The organism is Streptococcus sp. HCA-5024 (assembly GCF_037890265.1).
In the GTDB taxonomy this organism is placed as follows: domain Bacteria; phylum Bacillota; class Bacilli; order Lactobacillales; family Streptococcaceae; genus Streptococcus; species Streptococcus lingualis.
Genome location: NZ_JBBKBR010000004.1, coordinates 15,728 through 32,834, shown reverse-complemented (window position 1 = coordinate 32,834; position 17,107 = coordinate 15,728). Strand labels below are relative to the sequence as shown.

At 35.1% G+C, this 17,107-nt stretch carries 13 protein-coding genes and 3 tRNA genes; 6 read left to right on the top strand and 10 right to left on the bottom strand.

The window, feature by feature from the left end:
* Positions 1-14: 14 nt before the first annotated feature.
* Complete coding sequence (yfmH, locus tag WKT08_RS07180) at positions 15-1,289, bottom strand: EF-P 5-aminopentanol modification-associated protein YfmH (protein WP_049486038.1); 1,275 nt, start codon at positions 1,287-1,289, stop codon at positions 15-17.
* An 8-nt stretch (positions 1,290-1,297) separates the two neighbouring features.
* Complete coding sequence (gene yfmF, locus WKT08_RS07175) at positions 1,298-2,545, bottom strand: EF-P 5-aminopentanol modification-associated protein YfmF (protein ID WP_003002080.1); 1,248 nt, start codon at positions 2,543-2,545, stop codon at positions 1,298-1,300.
* A gap of 155 nt (positions 2,546-2,700) precedes the next feature.
* Here yfmF and yaaA point away from each other — a divergent pair, with 155 nt between their 5' ends.
* Both yaaA and recF read left to right on the top strand, forming a co-directional pair.
* The gene (yaaA, locus tag WKT08_RS07170) at positions 2,701-3,063 is read left to right on the top strand and encodes a S4 domain-containing protein YaaA (protein WP_024054765.1); all 363 of its coding nucleotides are present in this window, start codon (positions 2,701-2,703) and stop codon (positions 3,061-3,063) included.
* Positions 3,063-4,157: a DNA replication/repair protein RecF gene (gene recF, locus WKT08_RS07165; protein WP_049486040.1), complete on the top strand. Its 1,095-nt coding sequence runs from the start codon at positions 3,063-3,065 to the stop codon at positions 4,155-4,157. The genes yaaA and recF overlap by 1 nt, the downstream gene beginning before the upstream one ends.
* 45 nt (positions 4,158-4,202) lie before the next feature.
* On the opposite strand, the gene guaB is transcribed toward recF, so the two are convergent.
* Together guaB and trpS are read right to left on the bottom strand one after the other, a co-directional pair.
* Complete coding sequence (guaB, locus tag WKT08_RS07160) at positions 4,203-5,684, bottom strand: IMP dehydrogenase (protein ID WP_003009220.1); 1,482 nt, start codon at positions 5,682-5,684, stop codon at positions 4,203-4,205.
* Positions 5,685-5,826: 142 nt separating this feature from the next.
* A complete protein-coding gene (gene trpS, locus WKT08_RS07155; RefSeq protein ID WP_049486041.1) occupies positions 5,827-6,855 on the bottom strand; it encodes a tryptophan--tRNA ligase in 1,029 nt (342 codons plus the stop codon).
* Between the two features lie 205 nt (positions 6,856-7,060).
* Between trpS and WKT08_RS07150 the strand changes: the two genes are divergently transcribed.
* Together WKT08_RS07150 and WKT08_RS07145 are read left to right on the top strand one after the other, a co-directional pair.
* Positions 7,061-8,686: an ATP-binding cassette domain-containing protein gene (locus WKT08_RS07150; RefSeq protein WP_003009224.1), complete on the top strand. Its 1,626-nt coding sequence runs from the start codon at positions 7,061-7,063 to the stop codon at positions 8,684-8,686.
* Positions 8,687-8,735: 49 nt separating this feature from the next.
* Positions 8,736-11,303, top strand: a complete 2,568-nt coding sequence (locus tag WKT08_RS07145; RefSeq protein ID WP_003009226.1) for a YfhO family protein — start codon at positions 8,736-8,738, stop codon at positions 11,301-11,303.
* 97 nt (positions 11,304-11,400) lie between these two features.
* Here WKT08_RS07145 and WKT08_RS07140 read toward each other — a convergent pair.
* From WKT08_RS07140 to rlmH, 6 genes are all read right to left on the bottom strand, one after another.
* Positions 11,401-11,474 (bottom strand) — tRNA-Asn (locus WKT08_RS07140).
* A gap of 8 nt (positions 11,475-11,482) precedes the next feature.
* A tRNA-Glu gene (locus WKT08_RS07135) sits at positions 11,483-11,554 on the bottom strand.
* A gap of 50 nt (positions 11,555-11,604) precedes the next feature.
* Positions 11,605-12,363, bottom strand: a complete 759-nt coding sequence (locus WKT08_RS07130; protein WP_195423600.1) for a response regulator transcription factor — start codon at positions 12,361-12,363, stop codon at positions 11,605-11,607.
* On the bottom strand, positions 12,360-13,700 hold the full coding sequence (locus WKT08_RS07125) for a sensor histidine kinase (protein ID WP_340281072.1): 1,341 nt from the start codon (positions 13,698-13,700) through the stop codon (positions 12,360-12,362). Before WKT08_RS07125 ends, WKT08_RS07130 begins: the two co-directional genes overlap by 4 nt.
* A 349-nt stretch (positions 13,701-14,049) precedes the next feature.
* Positions 14,050-14,123: transfer RNA gene (locus tag WKT08_RS07120), tRNA-Arg, on the bottom strand.
* 42 nt (positions 14,124-14,165) lie between these two features.
* Entirely contained in the window at positions 14,166-14,645 is a 480-nt protein-coding gene (gene rlmH / locus WKT08_RS07115) for a 23S rRNA (pseudouridine(1915)-N(3))-methyltransferase RlmH (RefSeq protein ID WP_045760066.1), read from the bottom strand.
* Between the two features lie 204 nt (positions 14,646-14,849).
* On the opposite strand from rlmH, the gene WKT08_RS07110 reads away from it, so the two are divergent.
* Together WKT08_RS07110 and WKT08_RS07105 are read left to right on the top strand one after the other, a co-directional pair.
* A complete protein-coding gene (locus tag WKT08_RS07110; protein WP_045760067.1) occupies positions 14,850-16,031 on the top strand; it encodes a S1C family serine protease in 1,182 nt (393 codons plus the stop codon).
* A gap of 71 nt (positions 16,032-16,102) precedes the next feature.
* Positions 16,103-16,864 (top strand): ParB/RepB/Spo0J family partition protein, encoded by a 762-nt coding sequence (locus tag WKT08_RS07105; protein WP_023920003.1) that lies wholly within the window; start codon positions 16,103-16,105, stop codon positions 16,862-16,864.
* The last annotated feature ends 243 nt before the right edge of the window (positions 16,865-17,107 follow it).

Below are 17,107 nucleotides of genomic sequence, written 5' to 3'. Positions count from 1 at the left end.
TGATACATTGTTTACTACTTTTGAAAAATCATATAGTCAACCATCTCAGCCTGGTCGATGAACTGACGCCCTAATTTGATGATATCTTGTAAACTAATACCTTGTAAAATCTTTGGAAGATCATAAGAAGTGCTACCGTCTGAAAAATATTCAAACTGAGTGGCACTATACTCAAGCGAATTTAAACCTTGTAAGAAATCACCAAACATTTCGCTTTTAATCGTATCCAAATGTTCCTGATTGACATCTGGATCCTTCTCAAATTGTTTGATTGCTGACCTAAATTGATGAGATAAGGACACCGGTTCTTGAGTATCCATTGTCAAAATAACGAAATGAAATAATTCCTCAACCTCGACTTCAAGTGTCAATGAGTTGTCAATCTTCCCAGCTTCATATAAACTTTGAAACCGTTGCGAAGTCCAACCAAACATCATCGAAAACAGTAATTTCAACATCAATTTATAACGAAATTTTTCCTCTTCCTTAATGATATCATTTCCTCGAATTCCAATTGCCAACCTAGGAGTAGCAACTTCCATTCTACAAGATTGATTCAATCTTACTTCATTTTTTTCTACAGGAAAACGTTCTAACTCCACAGATGGATGAGGAGGAACTAGATCATATTCCTTTACTACTTGCAATACTTCATCAACATCAAAGTTTCCGATCACTAATAAGTGCATTTGAGAGGGATGATAGAATAGATCAAAGTTTTCACGGAGATTATCTATTGTAATGTCAGAAATAGACTCCCTAGTTCCAGCAATATCATCTGCTAACGGTGTTCCAGGATATAAATTTTCTAAAGCACCAAAAAATAATCGATAGTCTGGACTATCTTGGTACATTCCAATTTCTTGTTGAATGATTTTTCTTTCCTTAGATACAGATTTTTCTGTAAAGGAAACCTTTGAAACCATCTCCAATAACAATTGAATATTTTCAGGGACCTTTGAAGTTGTTGAGAAAAGATAACTTGTCTTTGTAAAGCTTGTAAAGGCATTACTTTCCGATCCTAAATGAACGAATTTTTTTAAATAATCTTGACCATTTTCATCTTCAAATACTTTGTGTTCTAGGAAATGAGCAATTCCTGCAGGATATTGCCTTTCATTACCATTCACTAGAATTCGTGTATCCACTGAGCCAAACTTAGTTGTGATTATTCCATAGGTTTCATAATAATCTTCTTTTGGAATTAAATGAATAGTCAACCCATTTGACAAGCGTGTAAAGTAAACTTGCTCACCAACTGATTCATAATATTTTTCTTTAATTTTCAATCTTTACACTACTTTCCTTCCATAAAATAAACAGACTGTAAATTAATTGTTTTTGCCACTTCAATAATTTCTTCTCTACTAACCTTATCGATGGACTCTAACCACTCTTCTAAAGAAAGGACTTTCTTTCCTAGGATCGTTTTCAAATATTCCCTTTCAATCAAGGTATTTTGCCGATCCTGTGCTAATAAGGTCGTATTCACCAACATTTCTTTTGTCAATTGAAGCTCTGACTCTGTAAACTTGCCTCGTTTTAAATCATTCAACTGTCTCATAATCAAGGTCATTACTTTCGTACGAGATTCCTTATCAATGCCTGCAAAAACTCTCATAAAGCCTGTAAAAATATCAAAATGGCTAGAGATGGTATAAGCAAGTCCTTCTTTCTCACGAATTATTTGAAAAAGTCTCGAATGCGAGAAAGCTCCCAGCATCCCATTTAATACAACTAGTGGGATATGGAGAGATTCTCCATACTGGGTAGAAAAATGGTAACCTAATTCTAGAATAGATTGTTGGTTTTGTTTTTGCTCTAACTTTTCTCTAACAACATTTGTAAAAGGTTGTTGATAGGTGACAGACAAATTGTTATCACGTGGCTTGAATTCAAACTGGTTCACTCGATCCACAATAGCGACCTCATTAAAATCGCCTATGAAAAAGAAGTCAATATTATCTAATTGGAGCATCTGGTGAAACTGTGAAAGAGAACTTTGAGCTGTCTCTTGTCTCACTAAATCAACTTTCCCCAATCTTGACATCCCGATTGTTTCGTCTTCAAAAAATAGTTGATTCAATTGCCCATGTGCATAATAATAAGGCTCTTCAATTTCTGACTCCAAATCGGAAATTGTATTTTTCTTTTCAACGTCAAATGTATCACTGTCAAAGTGATCTTCTACTACCAAAGGTGAAAAGAAGATAGTTTCTATAATGTCCAAAACTTCATCAGTAAGAACATTTTTCTTGCTCAAAAAGTCATCGCGCACAAAGGAAATATTCAAATCAACATAATGAACACGCCCCCTCTTAGAGACTGAGGTTGACAATTCTACCCCGTATAGACTCGCTAATTTTTCACGGAATAATTGTGAAGTTGGATATTTTTGATTTGCAGTTTCCATCATACAGGCTACTAAAACACGCGCAGCCACGGTATTTTCATCTAATGGCGATGAAAAACGGACCTTAATTTTATTGGTTTTAAATTTTTTTGATTGAAGAAAGTGAAGATTCACGCCCTTTACTAATTCCATTTTCATCCTCGTTCTACTCAATAGTAACTTTCATTATAACACGAAATCACACTAAAATCCTAATTTAAACTGTGAAAAAGCTCCTCAAATCACTCAACATTCTCTACCCTAGAAAAACTAAAAATATGGTATAATAACACGCAAAGAGGTGAACTATGAATTACAAATTATTTGATGACTTTATTACATTACAAGCAATCTTAAAAGAACTCGGTATTATACAGAGTGGTGGTGCAATCAAAGCTTTTCTTCAAGAAAAAGAAGTCTTTGTTAATGGTGAATTAGAACAACGGAGAGGCCGTAAACTTCGTGTCAATGATCAAATTGACATTCCTGAACTGAGCATGACTATCACCATTCTTGAACCTTCTCAAGAAGAAATAGAAGAACATCTTAAAGAGAAGGAAGAAAAGGAACGTGTTGCTAAACTTGTCAAGCAACTCAATCAACAACAAAAGAAACAACCGACAAAGACTAACAAAAAAGAAAAAGCAATTCGCTTTCCTGGTATCTCGTAATGTGGTTAAAACAGTTATCCATTCAAAATTTTCGTAATTATCAAGAACTAGAAGTCGAGTTTCATCCTGGATTAAATATTTTCCTAGGTCAAAATGCTCAAGGAAAGACCAATATTCTCGAATCAATTTATTTTCTAGCTTTAACCAGAAGTCATCGAACACGAAATGATAGAGATCTCATCTATTTTGAATCCACCGATTTTAAAGTGTCTGGTCAATTACAAAGAGAAACTGGTCCCCTTCCATTAGAAATTTCCTTGACACCAAAAGGTCGGATAACTAAGGTAAATCATTTGAAACAAGCCAAATTATCGAACTATATTGGCCATATGAATGTTGTCCTTTTCGCACCCGAAGATTTGCAACTGATCAAAGGATCACCTGCAGGGCGTCGAAAGTTTATTGACATTGAATTAGGTCAGATGAAACCTCTCTACTTATCTGACTTATCTCAATACAACCATGTACTGAAACAAAGAAATAGTTATCTAAAAAATTCGGAAAAAATTGATGCTACATTTTTGGAGGTCTTAGATTCACAACTAGCTAGTTTTGGAAGTCGCGTCATCCATCATCGGCTTGAGTTTATTAAAAAATTAGAAGCTAAAGCAAAAGAAAAACATACTCGACTTTCTGACAACAAAGAAAACCTATCAATTCAATATCAGTCAACTGTTTTTTCTGAAGAAGGAAATGATATAGAAGAGCAGTTTCTCTCTATGTTGGAAAAAAACCGTCAGAAGGATATTTTTAGGAAAACAACAAGTATTGGGCCTCACAGGGATGATTTGGCATTTTTCATCAATAATATGAATGCTACCTTTGGTAGTCAAGGCCAGCATCGAAGTGTTGTTCTCTCTCTAAAATTAGCAGAAATTGAATTAATGGAAGAAATCACAAGAGAAAAGCCGATTTTACTACTTGACGATGTCATGAGCGAACTTGACAATTATCGTCAACTTCAACTACTTGAAACCATCTCTAATAATATTCAAACATTTATTACAACGACCACTCTCGATCATTTAAAAGAACTACCTGAAGAGTTGAAAATTTTCACTGTTCAAGCCGGTCATATCAAAACAGCATCTTGACAATACTGTCAAGATGCTGTTATTTTTGTTTACAAATGTGTAAATTTATTGTGCCGAGTAGTTAGGAGCCTCGTTTGTAATTTGCACATCATGAGGATGGCTTTCTTTCAATCCTGCACCACTCATTTCAACAAATTGTGCATGATCATGTAAATCTTGAATGGTTGCTGCACCAACATAACCCATACCTGAACGAATACCACCGATCATTTGGAATACCATATCTGCTACAGAACCTTTATAAGCAACACGTCCCTCAATTCCTTCAGGAACCAATTTATTGGCTTCATTGACAGATCCTTGGAAGTAACGGTCGCTAGAACCTTTCTTCATTGCTGCAATAGATCCCATACCACGGTATGTTTTAAACTTACGACCTTGGAAGATTTCTGTTTCACCTGGTGCTTCATCTGTACCTGCAAGCATTGAACCAAGCATTACTGCATTTCCACCAGCTGCGAGTGCTTTGACAATATCTCCTGAATACTTGATACCACCATCAGCAATGATCGTTTTTCCATATTCACGAGCTACAGCGGCTGCGTCATAAATAGCAGTCACTTGAGGAACACCAACCCCTGCAACAACACGAGTTGTACAGATTGATCCTGGACCAATTCCGACCTTAACTACGTCTACCCCTGCATCAAATAATGCACGAGCACCTTCAGCAGTTGCAATATTTCCTGCAATCAAGGTACGATCTGGGAAGTGAGCACGAATTTCTGCAATCTTACGAAGAACACCCGCAGAATGTCCATGAGCAGTATCAATGACAATTGCGTCTGCACCAGCTTCAAAAAGAGCTTCTGCACGTTCAAAAGTATCTGAAGTAACCCCTACGGCACCAGCCACAAGCAAACGACCAAATTCATCCTTAGCCGCATTTGGAAACTCAATAACTTTTTCAATATCTTTGATTGTAATCAAGCCAGAAAGACGACCATTTTCATCTACCAATGGTAATTTTTCAATACGGTGCTCTTGTAGAATGCGTTCAGCTGTTTCCAAATCAGTTCCAACTGGTGCGGTCACCAAATTTTCACTCGTCATATGATTTGAAATGGGTTGATTGTAATCAGAAATAAAACGCAAATCCCGGTTTGTAAGGATACCAACTAATTTACGATTTTCAAGTGTTTCAACAACAGGAACACCACTGATTCGGTATCGTCCCATCAACTCATCTGCTTCTGCAATTGTATGAGACGGAGTCAAATAGAACGGATCAATGATAACTCCATTTTCAGAGCGTTTTACTTTGCGTACTTCATCTGCCTGTTGCTCAATTGACATGTTTTTATGGATAACACCAAGTCCACCAGCACGTGCCATAGCAATTGCCATTTGACTTTCAGTCACTGTGTCCATGGCAGCAGTAATGATTGGGATATTCAAGCGTAAATTACTTGCTAATTGTGTACTTAAATCTGCATCATTAGGCAATACGTGACTTTCTGCTGGAATCAAAAGCACGTCATCGAATGTAAACCCTTTTTTTAAAAACTTTGTGTCCCAATTAGACATTAGCTGGATCCTCTTTTCTTTTTATTTGAGCAAGGCTCGAATTTTTATTGTTAATATCATACCATTCTATGGCAATTTGTCAATCATTTATTGGTAAATTATCAATGAACAGTAAGAAATGTTCGCTTTTAATGAAGTCGTTTTATTTTTTAAAATAGGTAATTCCCATCGCAGATTTTACTTCATCCAGTGTTTGAGCTGCTACATTTCGAGCGCGCTCACTTCCTTTTTCAAGAATAGAGTAGACCTCACCCATATCCTTTGCAAACTCAAGTCGTCTTTCACGAATTGGTCTTAATTCACGATCTAAAATTTCTAAAAGATATCGTTTGGTCTTTACATCACCAAGTCCACCACGTTGATAATGTTCTTTCATTTCTGCAATTTCAGCTACATCTTCTGGACGGCCAAATACATCCAGGTAATGAAATACCATATTGCCTTCGATTTTTCCTGGATCCTCTACTTTAATATGATCAGGATCAGTATACATACTCATCACTTTTTTCTTTAAAGTATCTGCATCATCAGCTAGGTAAATGCCATTATTCAACGATTTAGACATTTTAGCATTTCCGTCTAAACCAGGTAAGCGCCCTGCTGCTTCGTTTTCAGGATAAATCCCTTCCGGTTCCACCAAAGTATCTGTGTTGTAAGCATGATTAAAGGAACGAACAATCTCACGAGTTTGCTCAATCATTGGCTTTTGATCATTTCCTACTGGAACAAAATTTGCTTTAAAAGCTGTGATATCGGCTGCTTGTGAAATAGGGTATACCAAAAATCCTGTTGGAATACTCTCACCAAAACCTTTTTGAGAAATCTCGGTTTTTACAGTTGGGTTTCTTTCAAGTCGCGCCAAAGATACTAGATTCATGTAATACATGGTCAATTCCGCTAATTCAGGAATCTGACTTTGAATGAAAATCGTAACTTTTTCAGGATCTAGTCCAGCTGCCAGATAATCCAAAGCAACATTACCAATAGATTCTACAATCGTTTTTGGATCTTTTGCATGGTCTGTCAAAGCTTGCTGGTCTGCTAGAAAAACAAACATATTATACTCATCTTTATTTTGCAACAAGACGCGATTTTTTAAAGAACCAACATAGTGGCCAATATGGAGTTTTCCTGTCGGTCTATCTCCTGTCAGAATGATGGGTTTTGTCATACTCTTCTCCTTAATCGTTATCCCTATCATTATAGCACTTTCTAGTTGAAAATGTTAGTCTATCCTCTATGTTTGTAAGGAATTAACACTTTACTAAACTGTCAATTTCGTTTACACAATTGTAAAAACAAATTGACAGTAAAAAAGTTGAATTTTCCCCTATTTTCTAGTAAAATGAAGACATTATAGAAAGAGGAGAAAATCATTGCTTACAGTATCAGACGTCTCACTACGTTTTAGTGATCGAAAATTGTTTGACGATGTCAATATCAACTTTACAGAAGGAAATACATACGGTCTCATCGGTGCCAACGGTGCTGGAAAGTCAACCTTTTTAAAAATTTTAGCTGGAGATATTGAACCAACAACTGGTCATATTTCTCTTGGCCCTGATGAACGTTTGTCTGTTTTGCGTCAAAATCACTTTGACTACGAAGACGAGCGGGTCATCGATGTTGTCATTATGGGAAATGAAAAGCTCTACAACATTATGAAGGAAAAAGATGCTATCTACATGAAAGAAGATTTCTCTGATGAAGATGGTGTCCGTGCAGCTGAACTTGAAGGTGAATTTGCCGAACTTGGTGGATGGGAAGCAGAAAGTGAAGCATCTCAATTGCTTCAAAATCTAAATATTTCAGAAGACCTTCATTATCAAGCTATGAGCGAGTTAGCCAATGGGGATAAAGTGAAAGTTCTCTTAGCTAAAGCCCTTTTTGGTAAACCAGATGTCCTTCTTTTGGACGAGCCGACCAATGGATTGGATATTCAATCCATTACCTGGTTAGAAGATTTTCTGATTGATTTTGAAAATACGGTTATCGTTGTATCCCATGACCGCCACTTTTTGAACAAAGTCTGCACCCATATGGCGGATCTCGACTTTGGAAAAATTAAACTTTACGTCGGAAACTATGATTTCTGGAAAGAATCTTCTGAACTTGCAGCAAAATTACAAGCAGATAGAAATGCAAAAGCTGAAGAAAAAATTAAACAATTGCAAGAGTTTGTCGCACGTTTCTCAGCCAACGCTTCAAAATCAAAACAAGCAACTTCGCGTAAAAAAATGCTTGACAAGATTGAACTTGAAGAAATTGTTCCATCTAGTCGGAAGTACCCATTTATCAACTTTAAGGCAGAACGAGAAATTGGTAACGATCTCTTGACAGTTGAAAATCTTTCTGTCAAGATCGATGGAGAAACCATCCTTGACAATATCAGCTTTATCTTACGTCCTGGTGACAAAACCGCCCTTATCGGACAGAACGATATTCAAACAACCGCTTTGATCCGTGCATTGATGGATGATATTGAATATGAAGGAACTGTCAAGTGGGGAGTTACAACTAGTCGATCATATCTACCAAAAGACAACAGTCGTGATTTTGCAGGTGGTGAAAGTATTCTTGATTGGCTTCGTCAATTTGCAAGTAAAGAAGAAGATGACAATACTTTCCTTCGTGGTTTCTTAGGACGGATGCTCTTTTCGGGTGACGAAGTTAACAAGTCTGTCAACGTCTTGTCAGGGGGAGAAAAAGTTCGTGTCATGTTGTCTAAATTGATGCTCCTCAAGTCAAATGTTCTTGTACTGGATGATCCAACCAATCACTTGGATTTGGAGTCTATTTCAAGTTTGAATGATGGATTGAAGAATTTTAAAGAATCGATTATCTTTGCTAGCCATGACCACGAATTCATTCAAACACTCGCCAACCATATTATCGTTCTTTCAAAAAACGGCGTAATCGATCGTATTGATGAAACCTATGATGAGTTTCTTGAAAATGAAGAAGTTCAAGCAAAAGTGAAAGAACTTTGGAGTCAATCATAAAAATAAAGAGCCCTGAAATAATGATTTCAGGCTCTTTCAGTAGAAATATATGAATAAAACAAAGCTAAAAACATCCCTTTTTATAGTATCTTCTTTCCTGATTCCAGCTATCATGATGTTCTTTATTTACCTCTCACAAGGAATCTACTGGAACAGTGATACATCCCCCTTATTAGGAGATGGTTATCATCAGTATGTCATTTTTGATACCACACTTCGAAATATTTTACATGGGACAGATAGCCTATTTTACAGTTTTCAAAGTGGACTAGGCATTAATTTCTATGCACTCAGTAGCTATTATCTAGGAAGTTTCTTTTCTCCTCTTGTCTTCTTCTTTAATGCACAATCCATGCCGAATGCTGTTTACCTCATCACTCTTCTTAAATTTGGAGCTATTGGGTTAAGCACTTATATTAGTTTACATGGAATGTTTTCTAAAATTCCTAGATCCCTGGTTCTTACCCTTTCAACCTCATTTGCTCTTATGAGCTTTGCTATCAGCCAAATTGAAATCAAAACTTGGCTTGATGTTTTTATCCTAGCACCATTAATTCTTTATGGATTCAAAAAACTCATTTACAATGAGGGAGAGATTCTCTACTTTATCAGCTTAACCAGCTTGTTTATCCAAAATTATTATTTTGGGTTTATGATGTCTATTTTTCTTATTTTATGGTACTTGACACAACTGTCATGGGACATCAAAGGAATTGGAAAACGCTTCTTTCATTTTGTGATTGTATCTCTTTTATCAGTTATAACAAGCCTTGTGATGTTATATCCAACCTTCTTAGATTTACGCACTCATGGAGAAAGTTTTTCAAATGTTGACAGTATCTTTACAGAAAAAAGTTGGTATCTTGACGTATTTGCAAAAAATTTCATTGGAAGTTTTGACACTACTAAATATGGATCAATTCCAATGATCTACGTGGGATTATTTCCACTTCTTTTAGCGATTACCTTTTTCTTTGTAAAGTCGATCAAGTTTCACGTGAAACTTTCTTACTTTATACTCTTGACCATTCTTATTTTGAGTTTTCGTTTTCAATTATTAGATCTCCTTTGGCAAGGTATGCACGCGCCAAATATGTTTCTTCATCGATACTCTTGGATCTTTTCTTTGACGATTATTCTGATGGCAGGAGAAGTACTAAATCGAATAGAGGAGATCACTTGGATTCGTTTTAGTCTTGCTAATTTCCTCCTTATTCTAGGATTTGGAGCAACTGTCCTTTACAGCAGTCACTATAAATTTTTAGATGCTGTCAATTTTATTGTTACTTTTGAATTTTTAATTGCTTTCTATTTGGTCTGTTTAGGATTTATCCTAAAAAAGATACCGCCTAGACTTTTCTATCTTTCGATCCTTTTTTTCTCCATTTTTGAATTATCGGTAAATAGTTATTATCAAATGGAAGGAATTGCGAATGAATGGGTCTTTGCTTCTCGATCATCCTACGAACGCGACTTAAAAGCCATCCAATCCTTAGTAAGAGAGAAGACAGACTCAAATTATCGGACTGAGATTCTACATCCACAAACGGGCAATGATAGCATGAAGTATGGTTATAATGGAATTTCTCAATTTTCATCTGTACGAAATACGGATGCTAGCTCGACATTGGACAAACTAGGATTTAAATCTGAAGGAACTAACCTCAATCTTCGATACCAAAACAATTCTATTTTAATGGATAGTCTATTTGGTGTTCGCTATAATTTAAGCCAACAACCTGTTCAAAAATTTGGATTTAAAGAGATTGCAACCAAAAATGGAGTCTCACTTTCAGAAAACGAATATGCCTTACCAATCGCCTTTCTGTCAGCAAAACCTTATAAAAATACTTCCTTTACGAATTTGACACTGGATAATCAGACACGATTCATCCATCAAATCACGGATGAAAAATATAAATTTTATAAGAAATTAAATATTCTCTCGCCTACTTCACAAAATACTACATCTTCGTTGCAAACTGCAAAAATTGAAGAAGATAGTCATCTTTCCTACGCAAGTATTCAATATGAAGTAACGGTTCCTACCCATAGCCAACTATATGTCAATGTTCCAAATTTACAATTTTCAAACGATGATCGGAAAGATATTGAAATCAGCTACAATGGACAGACCCAACGCTATACCATTGATAATGCCTTTCCATTCTTTTCAATTGGCCATTTTGACACAGAAGAAACAGTTACTATTCGTATGAGTTTTCCAGAAAATTCGACAGTCTCCTTTGATACACCAGAATTTTTTGCTCTGGATCTTGACCAATACACACAAGCTATCGCTAGTATTCGTCAGCAAGAAGTTGCTATTCACAAAAAGAAAAACAAATTGGTAGCAGCCTATAACGCAAATAGAGACACTACCCTTATTTTTACACTCCCTTATGATAAAGGCTGGTCAGCTAAACAAAATGGAAAGCCTATCCAAATTCATCGCATCCAGAAAGGATTGATGGGAGTTCGTGTTTCAAAAGGATCCGGAACAGTCACCTTAACATTTGTTCCCCAAGGCTTCATTGAAGGACTCATTGCCTTTTTCATTGGAATCATTCTCTTCTTCCTCTACGAATGGAGACAAATAAAAAGACGAAAAAGTTAAGGAATCTAACCATCGTTCACTTATAAATAAAAGGCTAGGATAGTCATTATCCTAGCCTTTTCAAAACAAAAAAACACCCAAATGGGTGCTATACTAGCTCCGCCAGTAGGACTCGAACCTACGACATCATGATTAACAGTCATGCGCTACTACCAACTGAGCTATGGCGGAATGAGATATAGTCCGTACGGGATTCGAACCCGTGTTACCGCCGTGAAAAGGCGGTGTCTTAACCCCTTGACCAACGGACCATATATTCATTAACAGAACATATCCCATTATATCAAAATTTAACTAATTGTCAAGCACTAAATTCTAAATTTTGCTCTTCAATTAATTTTTTGGCACGTTTGATATTGCTTCTTGAGATTGGACAAGAATACCCTTCTTTCAACAGCAGCTGTTTCTTTTTCTTATCCATTCCAATGATCATACTTCTATTCACGATAAAAGATTGATGGGGACTGAAATATCTCTCCTCCACATCTTTCTCCAAGACATCTGATAAACTTCCCGCAATTTCTTTTTGAAAATTTTTCCCAACTAAGTTTAATTTATAAGCCGAACCAACAGTTTCAATATAAAGAATATCCTTAAATGGAATTTTTATCTTTTTATCCTTAAAGTCATACTCAAAATAATCTGTCAAATCATCATTTCCAATTTGAATAGTTGTTAGGTACTCAATACACTCCTTGATTTTTAATCTAAATAAATCTTCATTCAAATTTTTATCAATAAAATCTAAGGCAGATACTTTATAACGATAGGTAATCGAAGCGAATTCTGATTTTGTAGTAATAAAAACAATAATGGCATAAGGATTTGCTTCTCGTATTTTTTGAGCAATTTCCAGCCCACAATACTCATTGTCTTGGATATGAATATCTAGAAAATATAATTGGTGGATATCCGAATGTTGGATATAATTTTCAAATTCCGAAATTTTACCGGTAGAAATCACTTCAAGTTTAATGTCTAATTCCTTAGCAATTTCTGCAATGTGTTTTTCTACCCGTATCTGTTGAGAGAGCTCATCTTCTAATAAAAAAACCTTCATTCTTGTTCGTATCCTCCAATCTTCAAAACTTGTAAAAAACGATTTCCTTGCAATTCCGTTTCTAAAAACATCGTTCCATAATTTGCTAAGATTTTTCTCACATTATTTAATCCTAGTCCTCTATTTTCTCCTTTTGTCGAATAACCTTCTTCATATATTTTTCTAATATCAAAAGTGATTTCATTTGTTGTATTATGAATCACTAAGTAAACAATTTTTGAAATAGAGAAAATAGCAATATGAACTTTCTTTTCTTCTGCTTCTTTTGAAGCTTCCAAAGCGTTTGTCACTAGAATCCCAACGATTCTCACGATATCTAATAAATCAACTGGTAGTTGCTCGATTGGTTCACTCGTTTCAAAGGTCATTTCCACCCCAGCATCTCTTGCATCCAACCAGCCTCGAATCAAAATACTTCGTAAAGCAGAATCTTTGATATTGACCAAGTTGAATCCTGATAATGCTTCTGTATTGATCTCTTTATAACCTTTTTCCAATACTTCTCTATGGATTCTCTGTATTTCTGGAATATTTTCTTCCTCAATAGCTAATGACATAGAAATAACTAAATTTCCCAAATCATGACGAAATCCCCTAACAATAGAATAGAGACTTTGAATTTCAGCCATATACCGACTCATTTGTTGCTCAGAAAATTCTTTATACTCCAGTTCTAAATTTTTACGATACTGATCTCGCTCGATTTTCATATGGAATAAGCTGACTACAAAAGAGAAAAAACAAATCGTTGCCAACATACTCCCAAAATTTTTAAATTGCGCTTGTTCACTAATCCATAAAGCAAAATTAATCACTACAAATATAGCAAAATAGACGTAGATGAGTCTCTTTAAATATTTTTCAAATTCTTTCTCATAAAAAGGAGTGAAATCAAATTCAAATAAGTCAATTAACTTCAAAATGATTCCTAAAGAGACCAAACGAATACACATATTGTAGACAATCGAGTAAGCTGCTACTAAAGCATCTCCCAACACTGAAGAGACAATTATCGTCAGAAAAGTTGCTGTTCCTTCAACCGCTAAATAAGTAAAAAAAGAATAAAAAATGGCACACAAGCGATTCGTCCGATTGGCATAATGATAATAAGGATATAAATAAACCGGCCATAAGAGCATATTTAAATCAGAGAGTCGAATATTTGAAAATAAAGTCACATCTAAAAATACTAAGAGACTTTCAAAAAGAAGAACAAAGGTGCTCAGCAGAAAGATAAACGCAAATTGATGTTCCTGATAGATTTTTTCGTCCACTAATGCAAACGTCAGAACAATGATCCCTCCCAAGAGAAAAGACAAGATTAATGACTGAATCACACAAATTCTCCCACTTTGTTTTTTCTATTTTATTATACTTTAGTATTATTATAAAAAAATAAAATTTTATATACAAAAAATTATAATATAAAATAGCCTAAAATTAAAGGGAATCGGTAAAATTGTAATGTTTTTAATGTTTTTGTTACATGAATGAAAACTATTTTACACAATTTATATAATCTACACTTTGCACTATATAGGGATTGTTAGTTCTTTTTTAAAATATTCCTAATAAATCATTTCATTACTATTAATCTATAGCAAAGTATACAAAAATTAATAAACAATGAAAATTTATACATTTTTACATAAAAGAAAAGATGCAGCAAAAGCTGCATCTTTCATTTGATCCCAGCAGGATTCGAACCTGCGACCGTTCGCTTAGAAGGCGAATGCTCTATCCAGCTGAGCTATGAGACCGAACTTACTTCATTTTAGCAGAAAAAGGAAGGAGCGTCAAGGTTATTTATGGTAAGGACTCCCTTGTTGAATCATGAAAGCACGATAGATTTGTTCCACCAACACTAATTTCATCAACTGATGAGGAAGAGTTAATTGACCAAAGCTCATTAATAGATTTCCTCTTTTTTTCACTTCAAGAGACAGACCAAGACTGCCTCCAATAACAAAAGTAAGGTTTGAATAACCAGATGTCATAATCTGGTCAATCGTTTGACTAAATTTCTCTGAAGGAAATTGTTTTCCTTCGATGGCTAATACAATCACATATTCCTTATCTGAAATCTTAGAGAGAATTCGTTCCCCCTCTTTTTCAAGGATTTGTTGATTTTCGAGTTGACTGGCACGATCTGGAGTTTTTTCATCAACTAACTCAACCTGTTCTACTTTTGCAAATCGACCAAGCCTTTTAATATACTCCGCGATCCCATCTTTTAAGTATTTTTCTTTTAATTTTCCAACGGTTATCAATTTAATTTTCATTCCCCTATTGTAGCATAATTCTTCAATTCCACAAATAATCCACAGCTATAGAAAGGAAATCTATTCTATAAAGTCCTTTTTAAAGCCATTTCTCAACTAAATTCTACAACTTATCCACAATTTGTGGATAACTTTAGTTATTTAAGATATAATTAAGAAAGTTTTTCTATACTTTAGACAATTTGATATCCTTAGGAGGAAAATATGAAATCTTCATCTAATTTACTGAAAAAACTTGGAAACATAACCCTTATTTTCGTTGTAGGTTTTCTAGGTGGGATTCTTGGAACCTTTTTAACCTTACAAACCTCTCATTCTTCTACTTCAAATACTGAAAGTAAGCAAGTACACTCAACCACTGTTAAAACAGCTTATAAAAATACAACCTCAACTAGTGAGGCCGTAGATAAGGTGAAAAATGCTGTAGTTTCTGTGATTACTTATTCTGATTCTTCGAATCAAGGGTTATTTGAAAAAGAAGAAAACTCTGATTCACAAATTTCTAGTGAAGGTTCTGGGGTCATTTATAAAAAAGAAGGAAAATATGCCTACCTTGTTACCAACACCCATGTAATCAATGGTGCTAAAAAAGTAGATATTCTTTTAGCAGATGGGAATAAAGTCCCCGGAGAAGTAGTTGGGTCAGATGTCTATTCTGATATTGCAGTCGTTCGTATTAGTGCGGATAAAGCAAAGGCAGTAGCTGAATTCGGAGATTCAAACCAATTAACAGTCGGTGAGACTGCAATTGCAATTGGTAGCCCTCTTGGAACAGATTATGCTAATTCTGTTACCCAAGGAATTATTTCCAGCCAAGGCCGCAATGTGAAATTGAAAGCCGATAATGGACAAAATATCTCTACACGCGCCCTACAAACAGACGCAGCCATCAACCCAGGAAACTCTGGAGGTCCATTAATCAATATTCAAGGACAAGTCATTGGGATTACCTCAAGTAAAATTTCAAATAACGGACAAACTTCAGTAGAAGGAATGGGATTTGCAATTCCTGCAAATGATGTTGTCAATATTATCAAGCAACTAGAAGAAAAAGGAAAAGTAGTTCGACCAGCTCTTGGAATCCAAATGATGGATTTATCCAACCTTTCAACTTCTGATTTAAGCCAATTAAAACTTCCTGAAAAAATCTCTGGAGGAGTACTAGTTCGTTCAACACTTGAAAATATGCCTGCTTCAGATAAATTGCAACGTTATGATGTCATCACAAAGATCGATGATACAGATATCGAGTCAACGGCAGATTTACAATCCGCCCTCTATTCTCACCAAATCAATGATACGATCAAGGTCACATTCTATCGTGATGGAAAACAACAAACAACTTCTATCAAGTTGACAAAATCAACTGAGGATCTGAGCGATTAACTTTCACTTTCTTGACATACTTGTAAACACACCTTTACGAATTTGTAAAGGTGTGTTATTCTATTCATAAGATGGAAAAATTAGAAAAAATAGCGGTAAAGGACATTCGAACCAATCCTTTCCAACCAAGAAAAGTATTTGATCAAGAAAAATTAGAAGAACTGGCTCAGTCAATCAAAGAAAATGGCTTAATTCAACCAATTATTGTCAGAAAATCTCCAATAATTGGTTTTGAATTGCTTGCAGGTGAAAGACGTTTTAGAGCTTCAAAAATTGCTGGATTAGAGCTTGTTCCTGCGATTATTAAAGAGTTAACAGATCAAGAAATGATGCGACAAGCCATTATTGAAAATCTTCAACGAGAAGATCTCAATCCAATTGAAGAAGCTATCTCCTACCAGAAGCTAGTTGATCATGGCTATAAGCACGACCAAATCGCTCAATTTATGGGGAAATCTAGACCCTATATCAGCAATATGCTTCGCTTGTTACATCTAGCTCCCTCTGTTCAAGAAGCAGTCATTCAAAATGATATTTCTTCGGCTCACGCGCGTGTTCTTGTTCCTCTTGATGAAGAAGAGCAGCGCTTTTGGTTGGAGCGAATCAAACAGGATCATTTAAATGTTCGAACATTAGAAAATAAGATCAGTTCAAAAAGAAAACAGAAAAATAAAAAAGCAAAAGAGAGCTTCCTACTAGAAGAGGAACAACGATTGAAAAAAATATTAGGAACAGATGTGACGATACACTCCTCTTCTCAAAATAAAGGAACTATCCAAATTTCTTTTTCTAGTCTTGATGAATACCAACGAATTATCAACAGCCTTAAATAAGGCTGTTATTTTTATTTTTTGTATTGACAAGCTTTTCCACCATAAAAATCTTTTGTAAATAGCAGAAAAATAAGGATATTCACTAGTTATCCCCACTTTGTGGATAACTTTTAAAAACAATGTGAATTTAAATCCACAACTTGTGGAAAAAGTTTAAAACTATAATTTAATTTCATGAAATTTAGCCTGTGGAAAACTATTTTTGTTTGTGGTAGAATAGGAGTACGTATGATTTGATACAAT

Bases quoted from the DNA above. Each gene is read 5' to 3' on its own strand.
- rlmH (WP_045760066.1), bottom strand. From the start codon at position 14,645: ATGAAAATTAAATTGATAACCGTTGGAAAATTAAAAGAAAAATACTTA.
- guaB (WP_003009220.1), bottom strand. From the start codon at position 5,684: ATGTCTAATTGGGACACAAAGTTTTTAAAAAAAGGGTTTACATTCGAT.
- recF (WP_049486040.1), top strand. From the start codon at position 3,063: ATGTGGTTAAAACAGTTATCCATTCAAAATTTTCGTAATTATCAAGAA.
- yaaA (WP_024054765.1), top strand. From the start codon at position 2,701: ATGAATTACAAATTATTTGATGACTTTATTACATTACAAGCAATCTTA.
- WKT08_RS07110 (WP_045760067.1), top strand. From the start codon at position 14,850: ATGAAATCTTCATCTAATTTACTGAAAAAACTTGGAAACATAACCCTT.
- WKT08_RS07105 (WP_023920003.1), top strand. From the start codon at position 16,103: ATGGAAAAATTAGAAAAAATAGCGGTAAAGGACATTCGAACCAATCCT.
- WKT08_RS07145 (WP_003009226.1), top strand. From the start codon at position 8,736: ATGAATAAAACAAAGCTAAAAACATCCCTTTTTATAGTATCTTCTTTC.
- yfmF (WP_003002080.1), bottom strand. From the start codon at position 2,545: ATGGAATTAGTAAAGGGCGTGAATCTTCACTTTCTTCAATCAAAAAAA.
- WKT08_RS07130 (WP_195423600.1), bottom strand. From the start codon at position 12,363: ATGAAGGTTTTTTTATTAGAAGATGAGCTCTCTCAACAGATACGGGTA.
- trpS (WP_049486041.1), bottom strand. From the start codon at position 6,855: ATGACAAAACCCATCATTCTGACAGGAGATAGACCGACAGGAAAACTC.